This window comes from Xanthomonas arboricola pv. populi (assembly GCF_002939945.1).
In the GTDB taxonomy this organism is placed as follows: Bacteria; Pseudomonadota; Gammaproteobacteria; order Xanthomonadales; family Xanthomonadaceae; genus Xanthomonas; species Xanthomonas arboricola_A.
In genome coordinates this window covers 292,155-316,660 of the sequence record NZ_MDEB01000002.1, presented here as the reverse complement: position 1 = coordinate 316,660, position 24,506 = coordinate 292,155, and the positions used below count along the sequence as shown (strand labels likewise).

General features: G+C 66.1%; 23 protein-coding genes. 8 read left to right on the top strand and 15 right to left on the bottom strand.

Translation table 11 applies throughout. The annotated features are described in order from the left end of the window. Positions 1 to 114: 114 nt before the first annotated feature. The 11 genes from XaplCFBP3123_RS07855 to ccmA all read right to left on the bottom strand — a co-directional run bounded on the left by XaplCFBP3123_RS07855 (position 115) and on the right by ccmA (position 9,669). A complete protein-coding gene (locus XaplCFBP3123_RS07855; protein WP_253254158.1) occupies positions 115 to 435 on the bottom strand; it encodes a DUF1294 domain-containing protein in 321 nt (106 codons plus the stop codon). Positions 436 to 530: 95 nt separating this feature from the next. Next, on the bottom strand, positions 531 to 1,733 hold the full coding sequence (gene metX / locus XaplCFBP3123_RS07850) for a homoserine O-acetyltransferase MetX (protein WP_104533537.1): 1,203 nt from the start codon (positions 1,731 to 1,733) through the stop codon (positions 531 to 533). 970 nt (positions 1,734 to 2,703) lie between these two features. Continuing rightward, the gene (locus XaplCFBP3123_RS07840; RefSeq protein WP_172453150.1) at positions 2,704 to 3,717 is read right to left on the bottom strand and encodes a tetratricopeptide repeat protein; all 1,014 of its coding nucleotides are present in this window, start codon (positions 3,715 to 3,717) and stop codon (positions 2,704 to 2,706) included. Further along, the gene (locus tag XaplCFBP3123_RS07835; protein ID WP_172453149.1) at positions 3,717 to 4,151 is read right to left on the bottom strand and encodes a cytochrome c-type biogenesis protein; all 435 of its coding nucleotides are present in this window, start codon (positions 4,149 to 4,151) and stop codon (positions 3,717 to 3,719) included. Before XaplCFBP3123_RS07835 ends, XaplCFBP3123_RS07840 begins: the two co-directional genes overlap by 1 nt. After that, on the bottom strand, positions 4,148 to 4,750 hold the full coding sequence (locus XaplCFBP3123_RS07830; protein ID WP_104533535.1) for a DsbE family thiol:disulfide interchange protein: 603 nt from the start codon (positions 4,748 to 4,750) through the stop codon (positions 4,148 to 4,150). Before XaplCFBP3123_RS07830 ends, XaplCFBP3123_RS07835 begins: the two co-directional genes overlap by 4 nt. Further along, the gene (locus XaplCFBP3123_RS07825; RefSeq protein ID WP_104533534.1) at positions 4,743 to 6,680 is read right to left on the bottom strand and encodes a heme lyase CcmF/NrfE family subunit; all 1,938 of its coding nucleotides are present in this window, start codon (positions 6,678 to 6,680) and stop codon (positions 4,743 to 4,745) included. The genes XaplCFBP3123_RS07830 and XaplCFBP3123_RS07825 overlap by 8 nt, the downstream gene beginning before the upstream one ends. A gap of 171 nt (positions 6,681 to 6,851) precedes the next feature. Beyond that, the gene (gene ccmE / locus XaplCFBP3123_RS07820; RefSeq protein WP_104533533.1) at positions 6,852 to 7,322 is read right to left on the bottom strand and encodes a cytochrome c maturation protein CcmE; all 471 of its coding nucleotides are present in this window, start codon (positions 7,320 to 7,322) and stop codon (positions 6,852 to 6,854) included. Continuing rightward, a complete protein-coding gene (locus XaplCFBP3123_RS07815; RefSeq protein ID WP_104533532.1) occupies positions 7,319 to 7,489 on the bottom strand; it encodes a heme exporter protein CcmD in 171 nt (56 codons plus the stop codon). The genes ccmE and XaplCFBP3123_RS07815 overlap by 4 nt, the downstream gene beginning before the upstream one ends. Next, a complete protein-coding gene (gene ccmC, locus XaplCFBP3123_RS07810; RefSeq protein WP_104533531.1) occupies positions 7,486 to 8,238 on the bottom strand; it encodes a heme ABC transporter permease CcmC in 753 nt (250 codons plus the stop codon). The genes XaplCFBP3123_RS07815 and ccmC overlap by 4 nt, the downstream gene beginning before the upstream one ends. A gap of 94 nt (positions 8,239 to 8,332) precedes the next feature. Continuing rightward, a complete protein-coding gene (gene ccmB, locus XaplCFBP3123_RS07805) occupies positions 8,333 to 9,028 on the bottom strand; it encodes a heme exporter protein CcmB (protein WP_104533530.1) in 696 nt (231 codons plus the stop codon). Continuing rightward, on the bottom strand, positions 9,025 to 9,669 hold the full coding sequence (gene ccmA, locus XaplCFBP3123_RS07800; RefSeq protein ID WP_104533529.1) for a heme ABC exporter ATP-binding protein CcmA: 645 nt from the start codon (positions 9,667 to 9,669) through the stop codon (positions 9,025 to 9,027). Before ccmA ends, ccmB begins: the two co-directional genes overlap by 4 nt. 246 nt (positions 9,670 to 9,915) lie before the next feature. Here ccmA and XaplCFBP3123_RS07795 point away from each other — a divergent pair, with 246 nt between their 5' ends. Both XaplCFBP3123_RS07795 and XaplCFBP3123_RS07790 read left to right on the top strand, forming a co-directional pair. Beyond that, positions 9,916 to 11,064 carry a pyridoxal phosphate-dependent aminotransferase gene (locus XaplCFBP3123_RS07795; RefSeq protein WP_104533528.1) on the top strand — a complete coding sequence of 383 codons (1,149 nt, stop codon included), beginning with the start codon at positions 9,916 to 9,918 and terminating at the stop codon, positions 11,062 to 11,064. A gap of 156 nt (positions 11,065 to 11,220) precedes the next feature. After that, on the top strand, positions 11,221 to 12,021 hold the full coding sequence (locus XaplCFBP3123_RS07790) for an amidohydrolase (protein ID WP_104533527.1): 801 nt from the start codon (positions 11,221 to 11,223) through the stop codon (positions 12,019 to 12,021). A gap of 86 nt (positions 12,022 to 12,107) precedes the next feature. Here XaplCFBP3123_RS07790 and XaplCFBP3123_RS07785 read toward each other — a convergent pair whose 3' ends face one another. Next, complete coding sequence (locus tag XaplCFBP3123_RS07785; RefSeq protein WP_104533526.1) at positions 12,108 to 12,878, bottom strand: glutaminyl-peptide cyclotransferase; 771 nt, start codon at positions 12,876 to 12,878, stop codon at positions 12,108 to 12,110. 164 nt (positions 12,879 to 13,042) lie between these two features. On the opposite strand from XaplCFBP3123_RS07785, the gene XaplCFBP3123_RS07780 reads away from it, so the two are divergent. Beyond that, positions 13,043 to 13,480 carry a hypothetical protein gene (locus tag XaplCFBP3123_RS07780; protein WP_104533525.1) on the top strand — a complete coding sequence of 146 codons (438 nt, stop codon included), beginning with the start codon at positions 13,043 to 13,045 and terminating at the stop codon, positions 13,478 to 13,480. Between the two features lie 166 nt (positions 13,481 to 13,646). Here the strand turns inward: XaplCFBP3123_RS07780 and XaplCFBP3123_RS07775 are convergent, their stop codons facing one another. The 3 genes from XaplCFBP3123_RS07775 to XaplCFBP3123_RS07765 are packed head-to-tail and all read right to left on the bottom strand — an operon-like array spanning position 13,647 to position 17,392. Further along, the gene (locus tag XaplCFBP3123_RS07775) at positions 13,647 to 15,266 is read right to left on the bottom strand and encodes a pseudouridine synthase (RefSeq protein ID WP_104533524.1); all 1,620 of its coding nucleotides are present in this window, start codon (positions 15,264 to 15,266) and stop codon (positions 13,647 to 13,649) included. Further along, positions 15,259 to 16,509, bottom strand: coding sequence for an SMC-Scp complex subunit ScpB (gene scpB / locus XaplCFBP3123_RS07770; protein ID WP_429001617.1), 1,251 nt, complete (start codon positions 16,507 to 16,509; stop codon positions 15,259 to 15,261). The genes XaplCFBP3123_RS07775 and scpB overlap by 8 nt, the downstream gene beginning before the upstream one ends. Then, positions 16,487 to 17,392, bottom strand: coding sequence for a segregation and condensation protein A (locus tag XaplCFBP3123_RS07765; RefSeq protein WP_104533522.1), 906 nt, complete (start codon positions 17,390 to 17,392; stop codon positions 16,487 to 16,489). Before XaplCFBP3123_RS07765 ends, scpB begins: the two co-directional genes overlap by 23 nt. Before the next feature lie 351 nt (positions 17,393 to 17,743). On the opposite strand from XaplCFBP3123_RS07765, the gene XaplCFBP3123_RS07760 reads away from it, so the two are divergent. The 5 genes from XaplCFBP3123_RS07760 to XaplCFBP3123_RS07740 all read left to right on the top strand — a co-directional run bounded on the left by XaplCFBP3123_RS07760 (position 17,744) and on the right by XaplCFBP3123_RS07740 (position 24,503). Further along, complete coding sequence (locus XaplCFBP3123_RS07760; protein WP_104533521.1) at positions 17,744 to 18,043, top strand: YciI family protein; 300 nt, start codon at positions 17,744 to 17,746, stop codon at positions 18,041 to 18,043. Beyond that, positions 18,040 to 18,309 carry a BolA family protein gene (locus tag XaplCFBP3123_RS07755; RefSeq protein ID WP_104533520.1) on the top strand — a complete coding sequence of 90 codons (270 nt, stop codon included), beginning with the start codon at positions 18,040 to 18,042 and terminating at the stop codon, positions 18,307 to 18,309. The genes XaplCFBP3123_RS07760 and XaplCFBP3123_RS07755 overlap by 4 nt, the downstream gene beginning before the upstream one ends. 324 nt (positions 18,310 to 18,633) lie before the next feature. Beyond that, positions 18,634 to 19,656 (top strand): LacI family DNA-binding transcriptional regulator, encoded by a 1,023-nt coding sequence (locus XaplCFBP3123_RS07750; RefSeq protein WP_104533519.1) that lies wholly within the window; start codon positions 18,634 to 18,636, stop codon positions 19,654 to 19,656. Positions 19,657 to 19,776: 120 nt separating this feature from the next. Next, positions 19,777 to 22,764, top strand: a complete 2,988-nt coding sequence (locus XaplCFBP3123_RS07745; protein ID WP_104533518.1) for a TonB-dependent receptor — start codon at positions 19,777 to 19,779, stop codon at positions 22,762 to 22,764. A 101-nt stretch (positions 22,765 to 22,865) separates the two neighbouring features. Further along, positions 22,866 to 24,503, top strand: a complete 1,638-nt coding sequence (locus XaplCFBP3123_RS07740) for a glucoamylase family protein (protein WP_104533517.1) — start codon at positions 22,866 to 22,868, stop codon at positions 24,501 to 24,503. The last annotated feature ends 3 nt before the right edge of the window (positions 24,504 to 24,506 follow it).

Genomic DNA, 24,506 nt, shown 5'->3' with positions numbered 1-24,506 from the left:
TTTCTTTCAATGCGCCAGCAGCGAATAAATGGTGACCCGTGTCCATGTCGTGCGGACGGGGAGTTGCAGGTCTTAGCTTTGATTTCTTGCACGCACGCATCGCACGTGCGCGGTTCATTCCAGCAACGCGTGTAATGCAGCCATCATTGCAGGCTGGCGCAATGCAAGAACTAACACGGCGACATTCACTACGACAGTGATCCAGAACCGTAGCTGGAAGGCGGCCTTGCTGGATTTATGCCGGAACATCGCCTGCGCCAGCAACGCGCCCGGCCAGCCGCCGAGCAGCGCAATGAGGTGCAGGGTCGTTTCCGGTGTGCGTTGCCCGCCGCGTCGGGCCGCGCGCTTGTCGCGCCGGTAGGTGAGCATCGCCACGATGCTGGTGGCCGCGTACCACAGCGCCAGCAGCGTTGGCAGGCGACCTGCAAATGCCATCGCGGCCATCCCGATCAGAAACAGCAGGGCCAGCGTCTTGCGCGGCAGGCCATGCGGATGCGACGGGCCACGACGCCGTTGCGCAGTTCTGGAAATCAGCTGGCGTCCAGAAAGTCGCGTACGGCCGGGCCGAAGCGCGCGAAATCGACCAGGAAGGCATCGTGGCCTTGTGGCGAATCCAGCCCGATGAAATGGGCGTCGGCACCGCCGGCGCGCAGGCCTTCGGCGATCTGTTCCTGTTGCTGCACCGGGAACAGGATGTCGGTGTTGGCACCGATCGCCAGCGCACGCACGATGCGGATCTGCGCCAGTCCGGCCAGCACCGTGGCGTCGGTCGAGACGCCTGTGTCCGGCTTGGCGGCGACAGTAGCGTCGTCGGCTTGTGTGCCAGCGGCATGCGCGTCGATGGCCGGCCTGTCGTCGACATACTCGGCCAGATCGAACCAGTCCATCGAGCGGCTCAGATACAGATAGCAGTTGGGATCGAAGAAACGCACGAAGCGGCGCGCATGGCCTTCCAGATAGCTTTCGACCTGGAATTCCAGCCCGAACGGGTCGTCGGCGGCCTGCTCGGAATCCAGTCGCACACGGCCGAAGCGACCGTCCCATTCCAGTGCCGAGCGGTAGGTGATCACGCCGAGCTTGCGCGCCATGCGCATGCCCGATTCCGGGTAACGGGTGTCGTCGTAATGGCCGCCGTTCCAGTGCGGGTCCAGGCGGATGGCTTCGCGCTGCAGCGAGCGGATGGCGATCGAGAACGGCAACGCCTGCGCACTGCCGGAGATATTGATATGGCTGCGCGCGATGCCCGGGTGGCGCAACAGCAACGCCAACGCGGTCATGCCGCCCATCGAGTTGCCGATCACGCAGGCGAGTTGTTCGATGCCCAACGCGCGGACCACATCGGCTGCGGCATCGGCCACATCTTCGATCGACAATTCCGGGAAGCTCAGGCGATACGGCGCGCCGGTGGCAGGGTCGATCGATGCCGGACCGGTCGAGCCCTTGCAGCTGCCCAGGGAATTGACGCAGACCACGAACCAGCGCCCGGTATCGATCGGCTTGCCTTGCCCCAGCATCGCTTCCCACCAGCCCGGCTCGGCATTGGCCTGATTTGCCGCGGCATGCGCGTTCGGCGACAGGCCGGTGACGATCAACACTGCGTTGCTGCGATCGGCTGCCAGCGTGCCCCAGGTTTCGTAGGCCACGTGGGCCTGGTGCAACACGCCGCCGCGCTTCATCGGAAACGGCGAGGGCAGCGCGTGGAACAGCGTGCCGGGGGGAATGAATTCAGTCATGCGGCAATTCTATCTGCCATGGCGTGTGCCGGGTGCAGGATGGGAATCGAGAATCGGTTTGAGGCCTTGCGCTGTGTGATGCCACTCTGCAGAGCGGCGGACCTGCGGCCTGGCTGCAAGGGCCCTTGCCTGCCCACTATCGCGGGACACGCTGCAAGTACGTCCCTGTAGGCTCTTACGCGGCATCCATGCCGCGTAAGGTCCCGCGACGGTGAGCGGGCAAGGACCAGTCGAGTTGGTCGGTGCGCAAGGTAAGAGCAGTGCTCGATACGCCTCGTTCGAGCATGACGCATCGGCTCCACGTCTGGTGCAAGCCTCACTAAACGCAGCTTTTCAGGTGAGCGCCGACCAACTGTCTGGTGCGGTGTCCTCGCCGGTTGCGGGACCGTGTGGCGGCATGGATGCCGCCACCGAGCCCCCAGGGACGGGTTCACGGCGTGTCCCGCGAGCGGTGAGGGCGCCGCGCCCTCGACGCTGCGGGTTTGCTGCAGGGCCCTTGCCCGCCCACCATCGCGGGACACGCTGCAAGTACGTCCTTGTAAGCTCTTACGCGGCATCCATGCCGCGTAAGGTCCCGCGACGGTGAGCGGGCAAGGACCTGTCGAGATGGTCGGTGCGCAAGGTAAGAGCAGTGCTCGATACGCCTCGTTCGAGCATGACGCATCGGCTCCACGTCTGGTGCAAGCCTCACTAAACGCAGCTTTTCAGGTGAGCGCCGACCAACTGTCTGGTGCGGTGTCCTTGCCGGTTGCGGGACCGTGTGGCGGCATGGATGCCGCCACCGAGCCTCCAGGGACGGATTCACGGCGTGTCCCGCGAGCGGTGAGGGCGCCGCGCCCTCGACCCTGCGAGTTTTGCTGCGTGCAAGAACCAGCACAGATGGTCGGTGTGCGTGGTTTTCAACAGTGCAACCGACGCACTCCGGTGCGGTGTCATCGTTGATTGCGTCGCAACGACATGTGGCGAGCAATCAGCGGCCGATCACCAACTCCACTGGCGCGGCGGCGGGCAGCTCCACCATCACCGGCACGCTTTCGACATCTTCGGCCTGGCGCATCGCGTTGCCGCTGCGCGACAGCCGGGCCTGCACCTGCACGGTGTCCAGCGACGACAGCGTGCGCGTCGGCATCGGGCTGTCGCCGTCGTCCAGGGTGATGCTCAACGGCAGCTCGCTTAGCGCGTGTTTTTCCACCGCCACCGGCATCGGCGTATCTGCGGCGCGCGCAATCACGAAGACGCTGGTGTCGCCCGGCAACCCGGCGCGTTTGGCGAATGCGGCATCCAGCGTCACGTGTACCTGGATGCGCTTGCCGCTGGCTGCATCGGTGGCAGGCGCAGCCGGTGCCTGGATCGGCGCCAGCCTGGCTTCCTGGCGCGCGGCGTTGATCTGTTCGAGCAGGCCCGGGCGGGTCGCGGCATCGACCACACGCAGCAACGGCTCCCAGGTCTCGCTGGCCCTGGCCGGCTGACCGGCCTGGCGCTGCACCACGCCCAGGAACCAGCGTGCGCGTTGATGGTCCGGCTGTACCGCCAACGCGTGTTCGAGCAGGCGCATGGCCTGTGGATCCGGGCGCCCGCTGTCGTCGGCGAGCATGCGCGACTGCGCGGCAGCCACCAGCACGTCCGGCTCGTCCGGACGCAGCGCGGCCGCGCGCGCAAACGCATCGCGCGCTTGCGCGAATTTCTGTTGGCTGGACAGCGAGCGCCCCAGCAACACCCAGCCTTCGGCCTGATCGGGATTGCGCGCCAGTGCCGCGCGCAGCTGCACGATGGCTTCATCCAGCGAGCGTGGCGTGGCCGGCCGGTTGGCCGGCGGTTGAATCGCGCCCGGCGTGCCGACCAACCAATACAGCGCCGCGCTCGCGGCCAGCAGCAACAGCGCGATGCTGGCGGTCAGCCCGCGCGCTGCGCGCCACAGCGGCCGCAGCGCCACGCCGAAGACGACCAGGGCCAGCACCACCACCGCAATCACGAAGCCGACCATCACCACTCCTGCTCATCGGCAGGCAGGGCGGGCGCAGCCACGCTGCGTCGGCGCACTAGCAACACAACGGCGCCAGCACCCAGCAACAACACCAGCAGCGGACCGAACCACAACAGCCAGGTGCGCGATTCCACGCGCGGCCGATACAGCACGAACTCGCCATAGCGCGCCACCAGGAACTGGCGGATCTGCGCATCGCTGCGGCCTTCATGCATCAGCGCCAGCACTTCGCGACGCAGGTCCTGGGCGATCTGCGCATTGGAGTCGGCCAGCGACTGGTTCTGGCACTGCACGCAGCGCAGCTCGGCGGTGAGCGCATGGAAGCGCGCCTCTTCGTCGGCCGAGGCATAGCGCAGCGGCGCCGGGTCGCCGACCGGCTGGGCCAGCGCCAGCCAGGGCAACAGCAGCAGCGTCAGCAGCCAGGCGCGCATCATTGCTTGGCGTGCAGGTCCGGTGCGGCGGTGGGCGAGCGCTCGATCTTGCTCAGCACCGGAATCAGCTGGGTGTCGATGATGGATTGGGTGAGCATGCCGCTGTACTTCCAGCGCACCACGCCGCGGCCGTCGACCAGAAAGGTCTCCGGCGCCGCAGCGATGCCGAAGTCGATCGCGGTCCGCCCATCCTTGTCGGCCACCACCAGCAGGTAGGGGTTGCCTAGTTGTTCGAGCCAGCGCAGCGCATCGGTGCGCTCGTCCTTCCAGTTGTAGCCGATCACGCGCACGCGCTTGGTCAGCGCAAAGCGGCTCAATACCGGATGCTCCTCGCGGCAGGCCGGGCACCAGCTGCCCCACACGTTGATGATGTACGGCGCGCCGCGCAGTTCGCGCGCATGCACCACGATGCTGGGGTCGTGCAGCAGCGGCAGCGCGAACTCTGGCGCCGGCTTGCCGATCAGCGCAGAGGGCAGGGCGTCGCGATCGTCCTGACCGGAGCGCACCACCGCATAGACCAACAGCGCTGCCAGTGCGAGCAGCAGCACGATGGCACCCACCAGGACCGCAGTGGGTAGGCGGGATGAACGTGACTCAACCATCTTGGATCTCCGGAGAACGACGAAAACGCCGGTCGGCCGCGGTGACCAGGCCGCCGAGCGCCATCAGCAGCGCTCCCAGCCAGATCCAGCGGACGAACGGTTTGAGGTGGACGCGGACCGCCCAGGCCTGATTGCCCAGGGGTTCGCCAAGGGCGACATACAGGTCGCCGAACGGGCCGGGACGGATCGCCGCCTCGGTCAGGGTCTGCCCGCCGCTGGCGTAACGGCGTTTTTCCGCGTGCAGCAGACCGACCGGCGCATCGTCCTCGAACACCTGCAGATTGGCACGGTCGGAGACGTAATTGGGCCCGCGCAGTTCTTCGACGTTATCGAAGTGCAGCGCGTAGCGGCCGATCTGCATCTGCTGACCGGGCGCCAGTGCGACCTCGCGCTGCAAGCTTAGCGATTCCACCAGCAACGCACCGGCCAGGAACACCGCCACGCCCAGATGCGCCACCGCCATGCCCAGCATTTCGGCGGTGAACTTGCGGCCCTTGGCCGCGCGCCGCGTCCACAGGAAGCGCAGCGTGCCCAGCAGCACCCAGGCCGCGCCGGCCACGCCGATTGCCGCCTTCCACTGCCCCTGTGGCGCGGCCAACCAGGCCAGCACGCCTGCGGCAACCGCCAGTCCAGCCCAGGGCGCCAGCATCGCCAACGGGCGCGAGGCCTGTTCGCGCTGCCAGCGGGTCAGCGGGCCGAACGGCAACAGCGCCACCAACGGCGCCATCAGCACCACGAACAAGGTGCCGAAGTAGGGCGGGCCGACCGACAACTTGCCCAGGCCCAAAGCGTCGGCCAGCAGCGGATACAGCGTGCCCAACAACACCATCGCGCAGGCGCAGGTGAGCAACAGGTTGTTCAACAGCAACAAGGTTTCGCGCGAGCTGCCGGCAAACGCGCGGCGCGGATCATCGACCAGCGACAGGCGGGGCGCGCGGGTCGCGTACAGCACCAGCGAACCACCCACCACTGCCAGCAGGAACACCAGGATGAACAGGCCGCGCGACGGGTCGGCCGCAAACGCATGCACGCTGGTCAGCACGCCCGAGCGCACCAGGAAGGTGCCCAGCAGCGACAGCGAAAACGCGGCGATCGCCAGCAGCAGGGTCCAGCTGGCGAAGCTGCCGCGTTTTTCGGTGACTGCCTGCGAATGCAGCAACGCGGTGCCCACCAGCCACGGCATGAAACTGGCGTTTTCCACCGGGTCCCAGAACCACCAGCCGCCCCAGCCCAGTTCGTAATACGCCCACCAGCTGCCGAGCGCGATGCCGACGGTGAGCATCGCCCAGGCCACATTGGTCCACGGCCGCGTCCAGCGCAGCCAGCGCGCATCCATGCGGCCTTCCAGCAGCGCGGCGATGGCGAAGGCGAATGGCACCGCAAAGCCGACATAGCCGCAATACAACATCGGCGGATGGATGATCAGCCCCGGGTCCTGCAACAGTGGATTGAGATCGGCGCCTTCCAGCGGCACCGGCAACAAGCGCGCAAACGGATTGGAGGTGAACAGCAAAAAGGCCAGGAACCCGATGCTGACCAGCGCCATCACCCCGAGCACGCGCGCCACCACCTGCGCGGGCAACTGCCGCGACCACAGCGCCACCGCACCGGTCCACAGCGCCAGCACCAGCGTCCACAGCAGCAATGAGCCCTCGTGCGCGCCCCACACCGCCGAATAGCGATACATCACCGGCAGCAGGCTGTTGGAATTTTCGGCGACATAGCGCACCGAAAAATCCTGCACCACAAAGGCATGCGTCAGCAGCGCGAAGGCCGCTGCGATCAGGCCCAGCTGCAGCAACGCGGCCGGCCGCGCGACCGCCATCCAGCTGCTGCGTCCACGCTGCGCACCGGCCAGCGGCAACGCGGCCTGCAGCAAGGCCACCAGCAACGCCAGAATCAGCAGGAAGGTCCCGAGTTCAGGCAGCATCGGGTCGGGGCGTTGGTGAACATGCCGTGGGACAACAATTGCAAGGGCAATTCAGAGGCGGCATCCATGCAGCGTTTGCAAGAGCCTGCCCATGCACGGCGACGCTGTCAGCCACACAGCGACCGCGCAAACCACCGCCCTGCAGGAATGCGAACGTTTTGGCGCCTGCCATCAACGCAGCGCTCCAGCCTGGTCAGCGGCCGCCGGCACATCGTGCTTGCGGTGCGCGCTGCCCATCTTGTCGGCGACTTCCTTCGGCATGTAGGTCTCGTCGTGCTTGGCCAGGATCTCTTCGGCCACGAACACGCCTTGCTGCATGCGACCGGTGGCCACTACCGCCTGCCCCTCGCGAAACAGGTCCGGCAGGATGCGGTCGTAGCGCACCGGCAACTGGGCATCGCCATCGGTGACGCGGAACTGCGCTTCCAGCGAACCGGTCGCGCGTTGGAACGAGCCTTTTTCCACCATGCCGCCGAGCCGGAAGCGCGCATGCTCGCCGGCGTCGCCGCGCAGCACTTCCGACGGTGTGTACAGATAGGCCACGTTGCGCTGCAGTGCCATCGCCACCAGCGTGGTCGCCAGGCCGCCGGCCAGTACCAGCGCAATCACCAGCCAGATCCGGCGGCGCCGTTGCGGGTTCACCGGATCAGCTCCGCATCGGTGGGCACTGCGCGCTTGCGCTCGCGCAGGCGCCGCGCCTGCGCAATCTTCAACGCGCGACGCACCTGCCAGCGGCCGGCGATCAGGTCCCACAGCAGCACCAGCACGAACACCGCGTAGGCGGCGATGACGTAGGGCAGGTAGCTCATGCCGCGCCCCCCGCCGTATCGCGCACGATCCAGGCCTTGCCGGCCTCGCGGCGCAGGTTGTCGGCGCGCGCACGCGTCAGCAGCGAACCGGCGAACCATAACTTGGTGCCGATCACCATCAGCCACAGCGGCAGCAGCATGCTCGCATCGATGGTGGAGGGGCCGAGCAGGCGAATGCTCTGGCCCTGATGCAGCGAGTTCCACCACACCACCGAATAGCGGATCACCGGCAGCAGCGCCACGCCGACGATCGCCAGCAAGGCGGCCGCGCGTGCGGCCTGACGGCGATCGTCGATGGCCTGGTACAGGCCGATCACGCCCAGATACAGGAATAGCAGGATCAGCTCAGTGGTCAGGCGCGGGTCCCAATCCCACCAGGCGCCCCACATCGGCTTGCCCCAGATGCTGCCGGTCAGCAGGGTGATCACGGTGAACGCCGCGCCGATCGGCGCGCAGGCCATCGCCAGGATCTCGCAGATCTTGATGCGCCAGATCAGCGCGATCGCCGCGTACACCGCCATCAGCCCGAACACGAACAGGCTCATCCAGGCGCTCGGCACATGGATATACAGGATGCGGAAGCTGTCGCCCTGCTGGTAGTCGGCCGGCACCGCGAACAGGGCCTGCCACATGCCAAGGCCCAGTAGCAGCGCAGCCAGCGCGTGGCACCACGGCGCCCAGCGCGCGGTGAAACGGTCGAAGATCGGAGGGGATGCGACTTGGTGGAACCAGCGGACGACGACGTTCATGCGATGGCAGCAGCCTTTGGAATGGCATTGGCTCTCGAAACAGCAACAACGCAGTGAGTGGAGCGTCTTATCGACAGCGCATCGACCGCACGGCTCAACTCAACGAAATCCGGATCGCGGCAGCCGCAGCCAGCGGTGCCAACACCACGCCGATCATCAATCCGGCGCCCAGCAACAACAACGCACCCACCGCATCCTGTCCCTGTCCACTGGCCGCGACACTGCCGGCACCGAACACCAGCACCGGCACGTACAACGGCAACGCCAGCAGCGCCACGAGAATACCAGAGCGTTTCATCGTCACCGTCAGCGCCGCGACCACGGCGCCAAGCAGACTCAGAAGCGGCGTGCCCAGCGCCAACGATGCCAGCAGCACCGGTAGTTGGTCATGTGGCAGGTGCAGCAATTCGCCCAGCAGCGGCGTCACCGCAATCAACGGCAGCGCGCTGGTCGCCCAGTGCAGCAGCACGCGCACCGCGATCAACCACGCCAATGGCACCGGCGCCAGCAGCCATTGCTCCATCGAGCCGTCTTCCACATCGCTGCGGAACAGCGCATCCAGCGACAGCAGGCCGGCCAGCAGCACAGACAGCCACAGCACCGCCGGTGCGGCCTGCGCCAGCAGGTCCGGGCGTCCGCCCAGGCCCAGCGCGAACAACACCACGATCAGCAGGGCGAACAGGGCCGGTTGCAAGGCATCGCTGCGACGGCGCCACAGCAACTGCAGATCGCGGCTGAGCAGCGCGCGCGCGGCCTGCCACAGCGAGGGTTGTGGCGAATGCAGGCTCATGCCGCCGCCTCCAGCGTGAGCATGCGCGTGCGCACCGGCGGCGCCGCGTAGGCGCCGTGGGTGGTGACCAGCGCCGCGCCACCGCCACGCAGGTGCGCGGAGATCATCCGGTTGACCAGGGTGATGCCGTCCAGATCCAGGTTGGCATAGGGCTCGTCCAGCAGCCACAGCGGGGCCGGCGACAACCACAGCCGTGCCAGCGCCAGGCGTTTGCGCTGGCCGGCCGACAGCTGCCGCACCAGTGCATCCTCGTAGCCGGCCAGGCCGACGATGGCCAGCGCGCTGCCGGGCATCTGCTTGGCGCGGCGGCCATGCAGGCCGCACAGGAAGTGCAGGTTCTCCAGCGTGCTGAGATCGGCCTTCAGCCCCGGCAAATGGCCCAGATAGGCCATGAAGCGGCTGCGATCGCCGCGCCGCGCGATCTTGCCGTCGATCTGGATCTGCCCGCGCTCCACATGCAGCAGCCCGGCCAGCACCCGTAGCAGCGTGGTCTTGCCGGCGCCGTTGTCGCCCTGCACCAGCAACGCCTCGCCGGCATCGACATGGAAATCCAGCGGGCCGAATACCGGCTCCTCGTTGCGGCTGAAAGCCAGCGCGCGCGCCGCCAGCAGCGGTGGCGCAGTGTGCAGCGGTTCGATCATCGGCGCAGCGGGCTCCCGTCGCAGGACGGCATGGGGTGGGCGAGCGGGTGTCGTGCCATCGCGGGGAGGCAGCTGGCGCGACACGCTGTGAGGCAGGGCGCGCATTGTAGCGACGATGGCCCGTTGCCGGGGGCGCATCGGGCGGCGTGATGTGTCCGGGAACGCTGTTTTGCACCGGCCGGGCGCAACCGCCTGGCGGCTTTGCGTACACTCGCGGTCCCCCCGTTTGTTGCCCGGACAGGCCCGATGCCCCTCACGACCAAGCTGCCCAAGGTGGGCACCACCATCTTCACCGTCATGTCGCAGCTGGCGGCCGAACACGGCGCGGTGAATCTGGGCCAGGGTTTTCCCGATTTCGCGGTGCCGTCGCGGCTGGTCGATGAACTGACCAAGGCCATGGCGGCCGGCCACAACCAGTACCCGCCGATGACCGGCGTGGCGGTCCTGCGCCAGGCCATCGCCGGCAAGGCGCAGCGCTGCTACGGCGCGCAGGTCGATGCCGACAGCGAGATCACCGTCACCAGCGGCGCCACCGAGGCGATCTTCAACGCCATCCACGCCGTGGTGCGCGCAGGCGAGGAGGTCATCGTGCTGGACCCGGCCTACGACTGCTACGAGCCGGCGATCGACCTGGCCGGGGCACGCGCGGTGCACGTGGCGCTGGACCCGCAGACCTTTGCCATCGATTGGCCGGCGCTGCGCGCGGCGATCACGCCGAAGACGCGCCTGCTGATGATCAACTCGCCGCACAATCCGTCCGGCGCGATGCTGTCTGCCGACGACATGCAGAGCTTGACCGAGCTGCTGCGCGGCAGCGACATCTTCCTGCTCTCGGACGAGGTGTACGAGCACATCGTATTCGACGGCCGCCGCCACGAATCGGTGTTGCGCTGGCCGGAATTGCGCGAGCGCGCGTTCGTGATCTCCAGCTTCGGCAAGACCTATCACTGCACCGGCTGGAAGATCGGCTACGCCATCGCGCCACCGGCGCTGAGCGCCGAGTTCCGCAAGGTGCACCAGTACAACACCTTCACCAGCTTCGGCCCGGCCCAGCACGCGTTCGCCGCGATGATCCGCGACGAACCCGAACACGACGAGCAACTCGGCGCGTTCTATCAGGCCAAGCGCGACCGTTTCCGCGAACAGTTGCTGACCACGCGCCTGCAGCCCTTGCCGGTGCCTGGCGGCTATTTCCAGCTGGTGGATTACTCGGCGATCAGCGACCTGCCCGACACCGCGTTCGTGAAGTGGCTGACGGTGGAAAAGGGCGTGGCTGCGATTCCGCTGTCGCCGTTCTACGAGACCGCGCCCGCTGACCAGCGTTTAGCACGGCTGTGCTTTGCGAAGAACGATGCGACGCTGGATGCGGCAATCGAGCGCTTGCAGCGGCTCTGACGGGCCGGGAATCGGGAATGGGGATTCGGGAATCGTAAGAGCGGTTGGCCGCTTTTTGATCTGAATCTGCACGTGGCCCGATGACATAACGCCCTCACTAAACCGCTGTCCGATTCCCGATTCCCTATTCCCGATTCTCCATTCCCGAGCCTCAGCATGCACGATCTCCGCGTCTCACTGATCCAAGGCGACACCCGCTGGCATGACCCGGCCGGCAATCGCGATTACTACGGTGCGTTGCTGGAGCCGTTGGCCGGGCAGACCGATCTGGTGATCCTGCCGGAGACCTTCACCAGCGGATTCTCCAACGACGCCATCGACAAGGCCGAGGACATGGACGGGCCGACCGTGGCCTGGGTGCGTGCGCAGGCCGCGCGGCTGGGTGCGGCGGTGACCGGCAGCGTGCAGCTGCGCAGCGGGCAGGGCGTGTTCAACCGGCTGCTATGGGCCACGCCGGACGGCGCGTTGCAGTCTTACGACAAGCGCCATCTGTTCCGCTTCGGCAACGAGCATCTGCGCTACGCGGCCGGGCGCGATCGCCTGACGGTGGAGTGGAAGGGCTGGCGGATCAATCCGCAGGTCTGCTACGACCTGCGCTTTCCGGTGTTCTGCCGCAATCGCTTCGATGTCGAGCGGCCGGGCCAGCTGGATTTCGATCTGCAATTGTTCGTTGCCAACTGGCCGTCCGCGCGTGCGTATGCATGGAAGACGCTGCTGCGCGCACGTGCGATCGAGAACCTGTGCTTTGTGGCGGCGGTCAACCGCGTCGGCGTCGATGGCAATCAGCTGCACTACGCCGGCGACAGCGCGGTGATCGATTTCCTCGGCCAGCCGCAGGTGGAAATCCGCGAGCAGCCGCAGGTGGTCACCACCACCCTCAGCGCCGCCGCCCTGGCCGAACACCGCGCACGCTTCCCGGCGATGCTGGATGCGGATGGCTTTGAGATCAGGGATTAGGGATTAGGGATTGGTGCAAGCAGGCAGGGCACAGCTCTTTGCTTGCCCGCTGTTGCGAATCCCCAATCCCAAATCCCCAATCCCGGCTACTCACCCAGCTTGATCTCGTAGATCTTCGGCCAACGCTTGCCGGTGACGAATAACCGATCGTGCTCGGCGTCGTAGGCGATGCCGTTGAGCACATCGTTGCCGGGGTCGGTGAGCGCGTCGGCGTCCGGTACCAGCGCCTTCAAGTCGATCCAGGCGATCACCTTGCCGCTGGCCGGGTCGATGCGTGCGATGCGGGTGGTCAACCAGACGTTCGCCAACAGCGCGCCGTTCACCCATTCCAGCTCGTTGAGATTGTCCAGCGCTTTGCCGCCGGCGGTGACCTTGATACTGCCGACCTGCTGCAGCGTCTGCGGATCCAGCCGTCGAATGCTGGCAGTGCCATCGCTCATGTACAGGCCGGTGTCGTCGCGGGTCAGCGCCCAGCCCTCGCCGGAATAGCGGAACTGCGTGCGCGGCGTCAGCGTGGCCAGGTCGTAGACAAATCCGCGCTGGTTGCGCCAGGTCAGCTGGATCAGGCGGTCGTGCCAGGCCACGATGCCTTCGCCGAAAAAAGGCGCCGGTGTCGTGACCTGCTGCACGACGCGGCCGGTCTCCAGCTCGACCTTGCGCACGCCGGACCGGCCCAGTTCACCGGTGCTCTCGTACAGGTACCCGTCGAGATAGAACAGGCCTTCGGTAAAGGCGGCGGTGTCGTGCGGATAGGTGCGCACGACGGTGTAGCCCTGGATCGGGATCGTCTCGCTGCAATGGGCGAGGGCGGGCAGCAGCAGGGCGGCGAAGAGCAGGCTGTAGGCGGTGCGTGACATGCCGCAATCATCCCATGCCGCCGTCGCAGACTGTTGCGGCGCAGGCTGCAGCCTGCGAAATCATGATTCGCTGAACGGTCGCCTGTGCGGTGCCGGCATGTTGTCGCGGCTGCCACATCGGCGCTGCTAGGCTCGGCGCCACGTTCATCAACCGGAATGCCCGCATGATCAAGTCACTTTCCCTTCTCGCGCTGCTGGGCGCCGCGACGCTTGCACCGCAGGCGCAGGCCGCCGGCAACATCGACTGCCAGCTGTCGTTCAATCTGTCGGGCTGGTCGGTGTTCTACAAGACCGCCAGCGGCACCGGCAGCATCAAGTGCGACAACGGCGCGGTGATCCCGGTCAAGATCTCCAGCAAGGGCGGTGGCCTGACCGTCGGCAAGTCCAAGATCGTCGGTGGCCGCGGTACCTTCTCCGGCGCCTACAGCCTCAATGATCTGTTCGGCACCTATGCGGCCGCCGAAGCGCATGCCGGCATCGTCAAATCCAGCACCGCACAGGTGGTCACCAAGGGCGACATTTCGCTGGCGCTGGCCGGAACCGGCGAGGGCGTGGATCTGGGTGTCAATGTCGGCAATTTCGTGATCGAGCGTCGCAAGTAAGACGCTGCGCGGTGCAGGGCAGCGCCCCCAAACAGTGGGCTCTGCGCTGTCGCTGTACGAACTCGGTGTCGCTGCTGCTGCCAGCAACTGCAATGCCGGGCGCGAACAGAAACACCAATAAAAAACGGCCCTTCGCAGGGCCGTTTTTTATTGCGCGTCTTGCAGCTCAGCGCCCGCGATTACCGCCGCCGCCTGGCGGACGACGATTGCCGCCGCCCGGCGGGCGACCACCCGGTCCACGCGGCGCGCCGCCCGGACCGCGATTGCCGCCCGGGCCACGGTTGCCACCGGGGCCGCCTGCCCGTGCGCCGCTCGGGCGGCCGGCTGCCGGACGTGCCGCGCCGTACGGGCTGAAGCCCGGGTTGGCGTGATCGGACGGAAAGCTCGGTGCGTTGCCCGGATGACCGTACGGGTGCTTGCGCTGACCCTGGCCTTGGCCTTGGCCGCCGCCGGCGCCGCCACGCCCCTGGCCGCCTGCGCCGGGACGTGCATTGCCCGGGCCGCCTGCGCCTGGGCGCGCGCCACCCGGACCCTTCTTCGCATACGGGCGCGCCTGACCGGTGCCGGGGCCGCTTGGGCCGGCATTGCGGTGACCGCTCGGGCCAGTACTCACGCCATCGGGCACGTACCAGCTGCGGAACGCTGCCGGGTTGCCGTCCGGCAGGGCGCGGTCGCCCTTGCCCGGAGCGCGCTGCTTGAACGGGCGCTGCTGCGACTGTTTGGCCGCCGCTTCGCCGCTGACGGTGAGGCCGCCGCGGAAACCGCCCGGCTTGCCGCGGCCACGGCCGCCGCGATCTTCGCGCAGGTTGTCGAAGCGACGCAGTTCGCGGCCTTCGTCGGCGCCGGAGGTCTGGCCATTGACGTAGGCATTGCTGCGGCCATCGCGCGAGACGTGCACGGTGGACTTGGCGGCGCGGCGCTGGCCGATCACCGGCTGCAGGGTCAACGCCGACGGCGCGCCTTCTTCCAGCTTCAGTTCGGCGCGCAAGTCATCGACCTTATCCTGCGCCACTTCGATCGACTGCCCGCGCAGCAGTTCGCGCGGCAGCGAGATCTTGCCGTAGCGGCTGCGCTTGAGGCGACTGACTTGGCAGCCCTGCGACTCCCACAGGCGACGCACTTCGCGGTTGCGGCCTTCCCTGACCACCACGCGGAACCAGTCGTGCGAGTCGGTGCCGCCGATGCGTTCGATCTCGTCGAACTTGGCGCCGCCGTCTTCCAGCAGCACGCCACGCGACAGGCGCTCGATGATGGCATCGGAGACCTTGTCTTCGCCTTCCGGCGCACGCACGCGCACCACGTATTCGCGCTCGACCTCGTAGGAGGGGTGCATCATCGCGTTGGCCAACTCACCGTCGGTGGTCAGCAGCAGCAGGCCGGTGGTGTTGATGTCCAGGCGGCCGATGGCGATCCAGCGCGAGCCTTTCAATGCCGGCAGCGACTCGAACACGGTCGGGCGGCCTTCGGGATCTTCGCGCGTGGTCACTTCGCCTTCGGGCTTGTTGTAGATCAGCACGCGCGCCGGCTCGGTCAGCGCGCTGGCCACGAAACTGCGGCCATCCAGCTCGATCTTGTCGCCGCTGCGCACCGACATGCCGGTCTGCGCGACGGCGCCATTGACCTTGATCAGGCCATCGGCAATGCGCTGTTCCAGCGCGCGGCGCGACCCCAGGCCGGCCTGGGCCAGCACCTTGTGCAGGCGCTCTTCCAGCTTGGGCGCTTCGGGCGCGCTGTCGCGCTTGAGGGAAAGCTTGTTCAACGACAGCTTGCGGGGGGTGTCACTCATGTGTCTGGCTCCGGCCGACGCGTTGCGGGTCGGCCTCTGGGTCGGAATCGGCTTCGTCAACAGCCACGGTCGTCGTCGCGACGGCGTTGTCTTCGTCTTCGTTCACTGCATCCGCGCGCGTTCCCGGCGCGGTGTCGGGGTCGCCCTCACGGGCGTCATCTGGGTCCAACGGTTTCGGGTCCTGCGCCGAGGCATGCTCGGGGTGTTGCGGTGTTTCGTTACTCAACTCATCGGCGCTGGCGTGGTCGTCGACCGCGTCGGCGTGGTGTTCGTTTTCTTCGTCGAATGCAGTCCCGGTACTGGCGGTCTGATTGTCGACATCGACATCGACATCCACATCCATCTCGGCATCGGCATCGGCATCGGCATCGACGTGCATTGCGTCATCGGTGTCGCTGGTTGCATCGGTGATGCTGTCCGGCGCTGGCAGTACATCCGCATCGCGCTGTTCCGGCGCATCGTCGCTCTGGTCGGCATCCGCGTCAGCGCCAACATCCGCCTCCGAATCCACGCCAGCCGCAGCAGCAGTCGCTGCATCGGCGCCGGTGCCGTCCGCATCCGCCATCTCCGCATCTGTATCCGGACCTGCTTCAGCGTGCTCCGCATCCATTGCTGCCGACGCCGGGACCGCGCCATCCAGTTGCCCGTCGCGGTCCAGCGGCAGCTGCGGTTCCAGCTCGGCGATGTCCTTCAACTCTGACAATGGCGGCAGCTCGTCCAATCGCTTGAGCCCGAAGTAATCCAGAAAGCCCTTGGTGGTGCCGAACAGCGCCGGCTTGCCAGGCACGTCGCGGTGGCCCACCACGCGGATCCACTCGCGTTCTTCCAGCGCCTGGATGATGTTGCTGCTGACCGCCACGCCGCGCACCTGTTCGATCTCGCCACGGGTGATCGGCTGGCGGTAGGCGATCAGCGCCAGGGTTTCCAGCGTGGCGCGGGTGTACTTGGTGCGGCGCTCGGTCCACAGCCGGGCGACCCAGCCATGCACATCGGCCTTGACCTGGAAGCGGAAGCCCGAGGCCACCTCGACCAGCTCCACGCCGCGCTCGGCGCAGCCCTCGCGCAGCAGTTCCAGCGCGCGCTCGATGCTGCCGGGCGGCGCCGGCTCTTCTTCGGGAAACAGCCCCTGCAACTGCGCCAGCGTCAGCGGCTGGCTGCTCGCCAGCAGGGCGGCTTCGATAATGCGGGTGATCAACGCTTGATCCATTCGGTGATCGGCTTCAGATAGGTTCGTTGGCGGCATCGCTGTCGTCGAATTCGCTGGAGAATTGCAGCGGCGCATTGGTGTTGCCCAAGGCCAGCGACTTCACGTAGATCGGCGCCAGCGGCGCCTCCTGCACGATGTCCAACAATTGCTCCTTGGCCAGTTCGAGCAGCGCCAGGAAGGTGACCAGCACGCCGAGCTTTCCTTCTTCGGCCGTGAACAGCGATTCGAAGCGATAGAACCTGCCATCGTCCAGACGGCTCAGCACATCGCCCATACGCTGGCGCACACTCAGCGCCTCGCGCTTGATCGCATGGCCGGTGAACAGTTCGGCGCGCTTGAGCACGTCGTACAGCGCCATCAGCATTTCTTTCAATTCCACCGGCGGCGGCAGCTTGACCGCGGCGCGCTCGGGCAGATGCGCCTGCACCGGCGCGCTGTCGCGGCCCATGCGCGGCAGGGTGTCCAGATCCTCGGCGGCCTGCTTGAAGCGTTCGTATTCCTGCAGCCGGCGTACCAGCTCGGCGCGCGGATCGTTTTCTTCGCCTTCCTGGCTGGGTGGGCGCGGTAACAGCATGCGTGATTTGATCTCGGCCAGAATCGCGGCCATCACCAGATATTCGGCCGCCAGTTCGAAGCGCAGCTCCTGCATCACGTTGATGTAGTCCACGTACTGCCGGGTGATCTCGGCGACGGGGATATCCAGAATGTCCAGATTCTGCCGGCGGATCAGATACAGCAGCAGGTCAAGCGGACCTTCGAAGGCATCCAGGATGACTTCCAGCGCGTCCGGCGGAATATACAGATCCTGCGGGATCTGCAGCACCGGTTGCCCATGCACCACCGCCAGCGGCATTTCCTGCTGCTGTGGCGGCGCGCTCGTGGCTGGCGGATTCGCGTCGTGCGCGAGTTCGGAATTCATCAGGTCGACATCGGGTGTTACGGTCGCCGGCCGCGGTCTGGGCCGCGCCTGCAGGGCTTTGCCTTGAGTTATTGCGATCAATGTCGTGCCCGTGCCGGCACGATCCTACAAATCCACATACAACGTGCGCCGCGTGGCATGCGGCGACGGGACAGCGAGGAGGTCGTCTACGCTGGTCGGCGGTGGGCAGCGAATCGGTCGTCGAGGAGGCGTGGGGCCTGGGCCGACGGGCCGCTGCGTCCGATTGCGCGTGCAGTAGTGTCAAGGGTAATGCGTGCGCGGGGGCGGTGTCCAGCGCCAAGGCGGCTAGAATCCCCAGGCTGTTCTTCACGTCATTTGGCGAGGTGGCCTATGTGGTACGTAATCGAAGGGTATGACCGCGCCGACGCACTGGCGGCGCGGCAGCAGGCGCGACCGGCGCATCTGGCCCGTTTGCAGGCGCTGGCTGCGGCAGGTCGCCTGCTGGTGGCGGGCCCATGCCCGGCGATCGATGCCGAAGATCCCGGCCCGGCCGGTTTCAGCGGCAGCGTGGTCATCGCCGAATTCGACGCGCTGGACGATGCGCGCGCTTGGGCCGATGCCGATCCGTACGTCGAGGCGGGCGTGTACGTGCGCACCGAGGTCCGTGCGTTCCGCCGGGTGTTGCCATGAGCCGGGTCGAGCGGATCCGCGCCGCGCTGCAGTCGGCCCTGGCGCCGATCGAGCTGGCGGTGGTGGACGACAGCCATCGCCACGCCGGGCATGCCGGCGCGCGCGACGGGCGTGGGCATTTCAATGTGCGCGTGGTCAGTGCCGCCTTCGCCGGCAAGTCGCCGCTGGCGCGTCACCGCGCGGTCTATGCCGCGGTCGGCGAGATGATGCAGACCGATATCCACGCGCTGTCGATCGAGGCGATGGCGCCGGGTGAGGCGGGGTAACCAGATCAATCAAGCCGCCGTCGTAGGAGCGCACCTGGGCGCGACGGGCTCTATCGGTACAGCCCGTCGCGCCCGGGTGCGCGTCTACGGGGTCGACCGTTCCCTGCCGCAGCGCCTCCCAACCGTGATCGCCGTCGACGTTCACTCGTGGACACATGGAGTGGTATTTGTTGCGACGCAACACGCTCCTTCACGCATTCATCACGTGCAGATGCTTGATCTGTAAGCGTTTTCACAGCCGTGAAGACAGGGGTTTACGTCTCTGTATGAAAACGCTTACAGTCCGCGCCAGTTTTGGAGACTCGGTCGCGGAGGGCGACACGAATGGCCAAGGGTGCGGTCACCATCAAAGATGTCGCTCGGGAAGCACAGGTCTCCGTCGCAACGGTGTCGCGTGCGCTCAATGGGCATGACAACGTCGCCGGACCGGTGCGCCAGCTGGTGCAAGACGTGGCCGCGCGGCTGCGCTACAGCCCGCATGCGGCAGCCCGCAGCCTCAGCAGCCGACGCACTCAGACCCTGGGCGTGGTGCTGCCCGATCTGTATGGCGAATTCTTTTCCGAGCTGATCCGTGGAATCGATGGTGCGGCGCGTGCCGCTGGCCAGCATCTGCTGGTGTCCAGTTACCACGGCGACCCGGAGGCGCAGGGCAGGGCATTGCAGTCCATGCGCGGGCGGGTGGATGGTCTGCTGGTGCTGTCGCCGTATGCCGAGCAGCCCGGGTTCCTCACCGACAACCTGCCGCAGGCGCTGCCCACGGTATTGATCAACGCGCATGTTCCCGGCGACGCCTATCCTGTGCTGAGCATCGACGACCATGCCGGCGCAATGGCGATGACCGAACATCTGTTGTTGGCCGGACATCGGCGCATCGCCTTCATCGGCGGGCCGGCGCTGAATTTCGATGCGCGCGAACGCCTGCGCGGCTTCCGCGATGCGATCGCCGCACACGGCGACTCGGCGCAGGGCATCGAATTCCCCGGCGATTTCGACGAGGCCTCCGGCCACCGCGCCGGGCAGGCGATGCTGGCAGACGGTGCGTTGCCCGACGCGGTGTTCGCCGCCAACGACATGACTGCGTTGGGCTGCCTGTACGCCTTTGCCCAGGCCGATGTCTCGGTGCCCGGCGATGTGGCACTGGCCGGTTTCGACGATATTCCGCTGGCCCGTTTCGTCCATCCGGCGCTGACCACGATGCGGGTCAGCATTGCGCGCCTGGGCGAACAGGCGATGACCCGGCTGATGCGGCTGGTGGACCAGCCCGGCCACGACGACGGCATCCGCCAACTGCTCACGCCCGAGCTGGTGATCCGTGCCTCCTGCGGCGCTGGCGAGCCCGGCCCCTGACGTTTCCAGCCCCTGACTCTTTTCGCGGACGTTCTGTCCGCTCCCGCTGCCCCCCGCAGCGGTCGTTCCTGCAAGTCGCAACGCCACAACAACAATCTGTACCGATCCCTGGAGGGACCAATGCGCCACTACTACACCCATTCCGCCAGTCCGGCGCGCAAGCTGCTCAGCTGCGCCCTGGCCAGTTGCCTGCTGCTGGGTGCCGCACCGGCCTTCGCGCAGAGTGCTGCCGCGACCATCCGCGGCCAGGTCACGGTTGATTCGGCACCTGCCAGCCAGGCCCAGGTCACCGCGACCAACCTTGCCACCGGCCTGACCCGCACCGTACAGGTCAGCAACGGCGGCTACTCGCTCGGTGGCCTGCCGCCGGGTTCGTACCGCCTGGACGTCACCGCCAACGGCCAGACCACCTCGCAGAACGTCACCGTGCAGGTCGGCCAGACCGCGACCCTGAATCTGGGCGTCGGCGGCGAACCGGCCACGGCCGCCGGTGGTAACGCCACCACGCTGGACGCGGTGCAGGTCAAGGCGCCGCCGGTACTGGTGGAAACCCGTACCTCCGAGAACGCCACCTATATCTCCAACGTGCAGATCCAGAACCTGCCGCGTGCCACGCGCAACTTCCTGGAACTGGCCGACACCGTGCCGAACGTGCAGTTCACCCGCGATGCCAACGGCACCACCAAGGTCCGTTCGGGCGCCACCTCGGCCGAAGGCACCAACGTCTATATCGACGGCGTCAGCCAGAAGAACTACGTGCTCACCGGTGGCGTCAGCGGCCAGGATTCCAGCCGCGGCAATCCGTTCCCGCAGTCGGCGATCGGCGAGTACAAGGTCATCACCTCCAACTACAAGGCCGAGTTCGACCAGGTCAGCGGCGCGGCCATCGTGGCCTCGTCCAAGTCCGGTACCAACGATTTCCACGGCAGCTTCTTCTGGGACACCAGTAACGACAGCTGGCGTGAAGAGAGCCCGCTGGAAAAGCGCGCCGGCGTGCGTGACGACTTCGAGGAAACTCAGTACGGCGCGACCTTCAGCGGCCCGATCCTCAAGGACAAGGCGCATTTCTTCGTTGCCTATGAAGCCAAGGAATACACCACCCCGAACGTGGTAATCCCCGGTTCGATCTATTCGGACCGTGTCGATCAGCTGCCCACGCAGTTGCAGCCGCTGGTCGCCACCTACAGCACGCCATTCAAGGAAGACCTGTACTTCGCCAAGATCGACTGGACCATCGGCGACAACAGCCTGTTCGAGCTGAGCGGCAAGTACCGCAAGGAAGACGAGCTCAACGACGTCGGCGGCACCTCGACCCTGGAGCACGGCAGCATCAACGGCCAGGAAGAAAAGCGCGCCAACCTGCGTTGGCAGTACAGCGGCGCCAACTTCCTCAACGAGGCCAACCTCAGCTACGAGAGCGCGTTCTGGAACCAGGCGCCGATCAACAACGGCACCGGTTATGTGCTGAGTTATGCGCCAGTGCGCGGCATCGAGGACGAAGTGCTGTCCGCCGGCGCCGGCAGCAGCTTCCAGCGCAAGGGGCAGAAGGGCTGGACCTTCCAGGACGATCTGACCTTGAACAGCCTGGAATGGCACGGCGCGCACACCGTCAAGATGGGTGTGAAGTTCAAGAGCATCGATCTGGATTCCACCCAGTTCAACCCGGCCAACCCGCAGTACTACTACAACATCCTCGGCGATCTCGAAACGCCGTACCGGGTGCGCTTCGGTGCGCCGCTGGTCGAAGGCGGCGGTTCGGTGGTGTCCAAGAACAAGCAGTACGGCATCTATCTGCAGGACGACTGGGAGGTCAACGAGCACTGGACCCTGAACGTGGGCGTGCGCTACGACTACGAAGAAACCCCGGCGTTCCTGGACTTCGTCACCCCGTCCGACGTCGCCGGTGCCTTGCAGAACTGGACCAACCTGCGCAACGCCAACTACGACATCAACAACTTCATCAGCACCGGCAACAACCGCAAGGCGTTCAAAAATGCCTGGCAACCGCGTCTGGGCGCCTCCTATGACCTGTTCGGCGATCAGGCCCACGTGATCTACGGCGGTGCCGGCCGCGCGTACGACCGCAACATCTTCGATTACCTGGCGCTCGAGCAGCTCAATAATTCGTTCAAGTCCTACAGCTATTACTTCACCAACCCCAACAACCAGAATAGCCAGGCCTGCCTGGGCGACCCGTGCGTGGCATGGAATCCGGCCTACAGCACCCAGGAAGGTCTCGACGCACTGGCGGCGACCAGCAGTGGCGGCGGCGGTCGCGAGGTCTACCTGATCGACAACAACATCAAGACCCCGTACTCGGACCAATTCAGCATCGGCATGCGCAACATGGTGCCGCTGTGGGGCCAGGACTGGTTCACCGACGTGACCCTGAGCCGCATCGAAAGCCATGACGGCTTCGCGTTCGTGCGCGGCAACCGTTTGCCGGATGGTTCCTTCTTCCAGCCGGGCACCACTTCCGGCTCGCCGACCGACGGTCCGGACGGCTACAGCGCCATCGTGCTGGGCACCAACGGCGTGGAAACCCGCAACAACCAGCTCGCCCTGCAGGTCGAAAAGCCCTTCGACGAGGAATCCGGCTGGGGCCTGACCGTGGCCTACACCTATTCCGACGCCAAGGAAAACCGCCAGTTCGGCGAGCACTACGCACTGGATCGCGAACGCATCGAAGACTACGGCTGGCGCGAGGCCGGCGGCATCGCCAAGAACCGCCTGGTGGTCACCGGCATCTACGAGCTGCCGTACGAGATCAAACTGTCCGGCAAGCTGTCGCTGGCCAGCCAGACTGCGCGTTACGGACAGAATTGCCTGGCCGGCAACGACCAGTGCTACATCGTCCAGTTCAAGCCGGACGGCACGCTGGGCTACAAAGAGTTCAGCATCGCCGCCAACAAAGAATGGGATACCGGCGGCGGTGTCAAATTCAACGTGCGTGCGGATATCCTCAACGTGTTCAATTGGGTGAACTACGCCAACTTTAACGGCGAGACCGGGACACTCGGAGACTTGAACACGGCTTACGGCACCCCGACCGGTGTGCTGGCGTCGCCGATGCGTACCTTCCGTCTGGCCTTCGGCCTGAACTGGTGAGGTACTCGACCGCCCCGGCAGCTGCCGGGGCGGTCGAACTCGGCGCTTGGATAGGGTAGGTTGGCGTGCGAGATGTAATCGATTACACGAGTGGGGGGCGGATGAACAGGGGCAGGACTTCGTATTGGTCGACGATTCCACTATTGCTGGGCGCGCTGGTGCTGGCGTCCTGCAAACAGGCAGAGGAGCCCAAGGTGGCCGAAAAGAAGGCACCGGTGAAAGTCATCCTGGTGGAAGCGCAGCTGCCACCCAAGCCGGTCAAACCGCCGCTGCCGCCGCTGTTCTCGGACATCGAACGTCGCACCTTCCAGTTTTTCTGGGACACCACCAACGAGCTCAATGGGCTGTCGCCGGACCGGTTTCCGTCGCGTCCGTTCGCCAGCATCGCCTCGGTGGGGTTCGCGCTGACCGCGTACCCGATCGGGATCGAAAATGGCTGGGTCAGTCGCAATCAGGCGATCGACCGCACCCTGACCACACTCAAATTCTTCCGCGATGCGCCGATGGGGCCGCAGCGGACCGGTAGGGCCGGGTACAAGGGCTTCTACTACCACTTCCTGGACATGCAGCAGGGCAATCGTTACGACAGCTGGGTCGAGCTGTCGAGCGTGGACACCGCGCTGCTGATGATGGGCGTGTTGTTCACCCAGTCGTATTACGACGGCGACGACCCGCGCGAAAAAGAGATCCGGCAGATCGCCGATGCGCTGTACAAGCGCGTGGACTGGCGTTGGCTGCAGCAGCGCGCACCGTTGATCTCGATGGGCTGGTTCCCTGAGAGCGGCTTCATCGACCACGACTGGATGGGCTACAACGAAGCGATGATGCTGTACATCCTTGCGCTGGGCTCGCCGACCCACGGCGTGGATGTGGATGCGTGGACCAGCTGGACCCGCACCTACAACAACGACTGGGGCGTCTACCAGGGCCAGGAATACCTGTCCTTCGGCCCGCTGTTCGGTCACCAATACAGCCATGTCTGGGTCGATTTCCGCGATATCCAGGACCAGTACATGCGCGAACGCGGTATCGACTATTTCCTCAACAGCCGCCGCGCCACTCTGGCCCAGCGCGACTACGCCATCGACAACCCGATGAAGTGGAAGGACTACGGCGAGAACGTCTGGGGTCTGACCGCAGGCGACGGCCCGCAGAATACCAGCCAGGAATACCGTGGCGAGCAGCGTCAGTTCCGCCACTACTCCTCGCGCGGCGCCGGCCTGCGCGAGAATTTCGACGACGGCACCATCGTGCCGTCGGCGGCGATTGCCTCGATCGTGTTCGCCCCGGAAGTGGTGATCCCGGCCACCGAAGAAATGCACAAGCGCTATGGCGACTTCCTGTATTCCAGCTACGGCTTTCTGGATTCGTTCAATCCCAGCTTCAACTACGACATCCCGCTCAAGACCGGGCGTATGGTGCCGGACCGTGGCTGGGTGGCCAGCGACTACATCGCCATCGATCAGGGCCCGATCCTGGCGATGATCGCCAACTACCAGAGCGAATTCGTCTGGACCGTGATGAAGAAGAACCCCTACATCCGGGCCGGTCTGGAACGCGCCGGTTTCACCGGCGGCTGGCTTACCCCCGAAGGCGAGCCGCAGCCGGCGCCGCAGAAGGACGAGCAAAAGGCCGCCGCACGCTCGCTGGGCATGGCCGAGTCGCGTGCCGCTGCTGCCCAGGCCCAGCAAGACCCCTCGCAACGCCAAAACTCCACGCAACGCCCCAAACCCGAGTAATCC

Excerpts from the sequence above, each read along its gene's own strand:
- XaplCFBP3123_RS07780 (WP_104533525.1), top strand. The coding sequence starts at position 13,043 with ATGATCAAGTCACTTTCCCTTCTCGCGCTGCTGGGCGCCGCGACGCTT.
- XaplCFBP3123_RS07825 (WP_104533534.1), bottom strand. The coding sequence starts at position 6,680 with ATGCTGCCTGAACTCGGGACCTTCCTGCTGATTCTGGCGTTGCTGGTG.
- XaplCFBP3123_RS07830 (WP_104533535.1), bottom strand. The coding sequence starts at position 4,750 with ATGGTTGAGTCACGTTCATCCCGCCTACCCACTGCGGTCCTGGTGGGT.
- ccmC (WP_104533531.1), bottom strand. The coding sequence starts at position 8,238 with ATGAACGTCGTCGTCCGCTGGTTCCACCAAGTCGCATCCCCTCCGATC.
- XaplCFBP3123_RS07775 (WP_104533524.1), bottom strand. The coding sequence starts at position 15,266 with ATGAGTGACACCCCCCGCAAGCTGTCGTTGAACAAGCTTTCCCTCAAG.
- metX (WP_104533537.1), bottom strand. The coding sequence starts at position 1,733 with ATGACTGAATTCATTCCCCCCGGCACGCTGTTCCACGCGCTGCCCTCG.
- XaplCFBP3123_RS07790 (WP_104533527.1), top strand. The coding sequence starts at position 11,221 with ATGCACGATCTCCGCGTCTCACTGATCCAAGGCGACACCCGCTGGCAT.
- XaplCFBP3123_RS07760 (WP_104533521.1), top strand. The coding sequence starts at position 17,744 with ATGTGGTACGTAATCGAAGGGTATGACCGCGCCGACGCACTGGCGGCG.
- XaplCFBP3123_RS07835 (WP_172453149.1), bottom strand. The coding sequence starts at position 4,151 with ATGATGCGCGCCTGGCTGCTGACGCTGCTGCTGTTGCCCTGGCTGGCG.
- XaplCFBP3123_RS07745 (WP_104533518.1), top strand. The coding sequence starts at position 19,777 with ATGCGCCACTACTACACCCATTCCGCCAGTCCGGCGCGCAAGCTGCTC.
- XaplCFBP3123_RS07840 (WP_172453150.1), bottom strand. The coding sequence starts at position 3,717 with ATGGTCGGCTTCGTGATTGCGGTGGTGGTGCTGGCCCTGGTCGTCTTC.
- XaplCFBP3123_RS07795 (WP_104533528.1), top strand. The coding sequence starts at position 9,916 with ATGCCCCTCACGACCAAGCTGCCCAAGGTGGGCACCACCATCTTCACC.
- ccmA (WP_104533529.1), bottom strand. The coding sequence starts at position 9,669 with ATGATCGAACCGCTGCACACTGCGCCACCGCTGCTGGCGGCGCGCGCG.
- XaplCFBP3123_RS07855 (WP_253254158.1), bottom strand. The coding sequence starts at position 435 with ATGGCATTTGCAGGTCGCCTGCCAACGCTGCTGGCGCTGTGGTACGCG.
- XaplCFBP3123_RS07765 (WP_104533522.1), bottom strand. The coding sequence starts at position 17,392 with ATGAATTCCGAACTCGCGCACGACGCGAATCCGCCAGCCACGAGCGCG.
- ccmB (WP_104533530.1), bottom strand. The coding sequence starts at position 9,028 with ATGAGCCTGCATTCGCCACAACCCTCGCTGTGGCAGGCCGCGCGCGCG.
- XaplCFBP3123_RS07755 (WP_104533520.1), top strand. The coding sequence starts at position 18,040 with ATGAGCCGGGTCGAGCGGATCCGCGCCGCGCTGCAGTCGGCCCTGGCG.
- XaplCFBP3123_RS07785 (WP_104533526.1), bottom strand. The coding sequence starts at position 12,878 with ATGTCACGCACCGCCTACAGCCTGCTCTTCGCCGCCCTGCTGCTGCCC.
- XaplCFBP3123_RS07815 (WP_104533532.1), bottom strand. The coding sequence starts at position 7,489 with ATGAGCTACCTGCCCTACGTCATCGCCGCCTACGCGGTGTTCGTGCTG.
- XaplCFBP3123_RS07740 (WP_104533517.1), top strand. The coding sequence starts at position 22,866 with ATGAACAGGGGCAGGACTTCGTATTGGTCGACGATTCCACTATTGCTG.
- XaplCFBP3123_RS07750 (WP_104533519.1), top strand. The coding sequence starts at position 18,634 with ATGGCCAAGGGTGCGGTCACCATCAAAGATGTCGCTCGGGAAGCACAG.
- scpB (WP_429001617.1), bottom strand. The coding sequence starts at position 16,509 with ATGCCGCCAACGAACCTATCTGAAGCCGATCACCGAATGGATCAAGCG.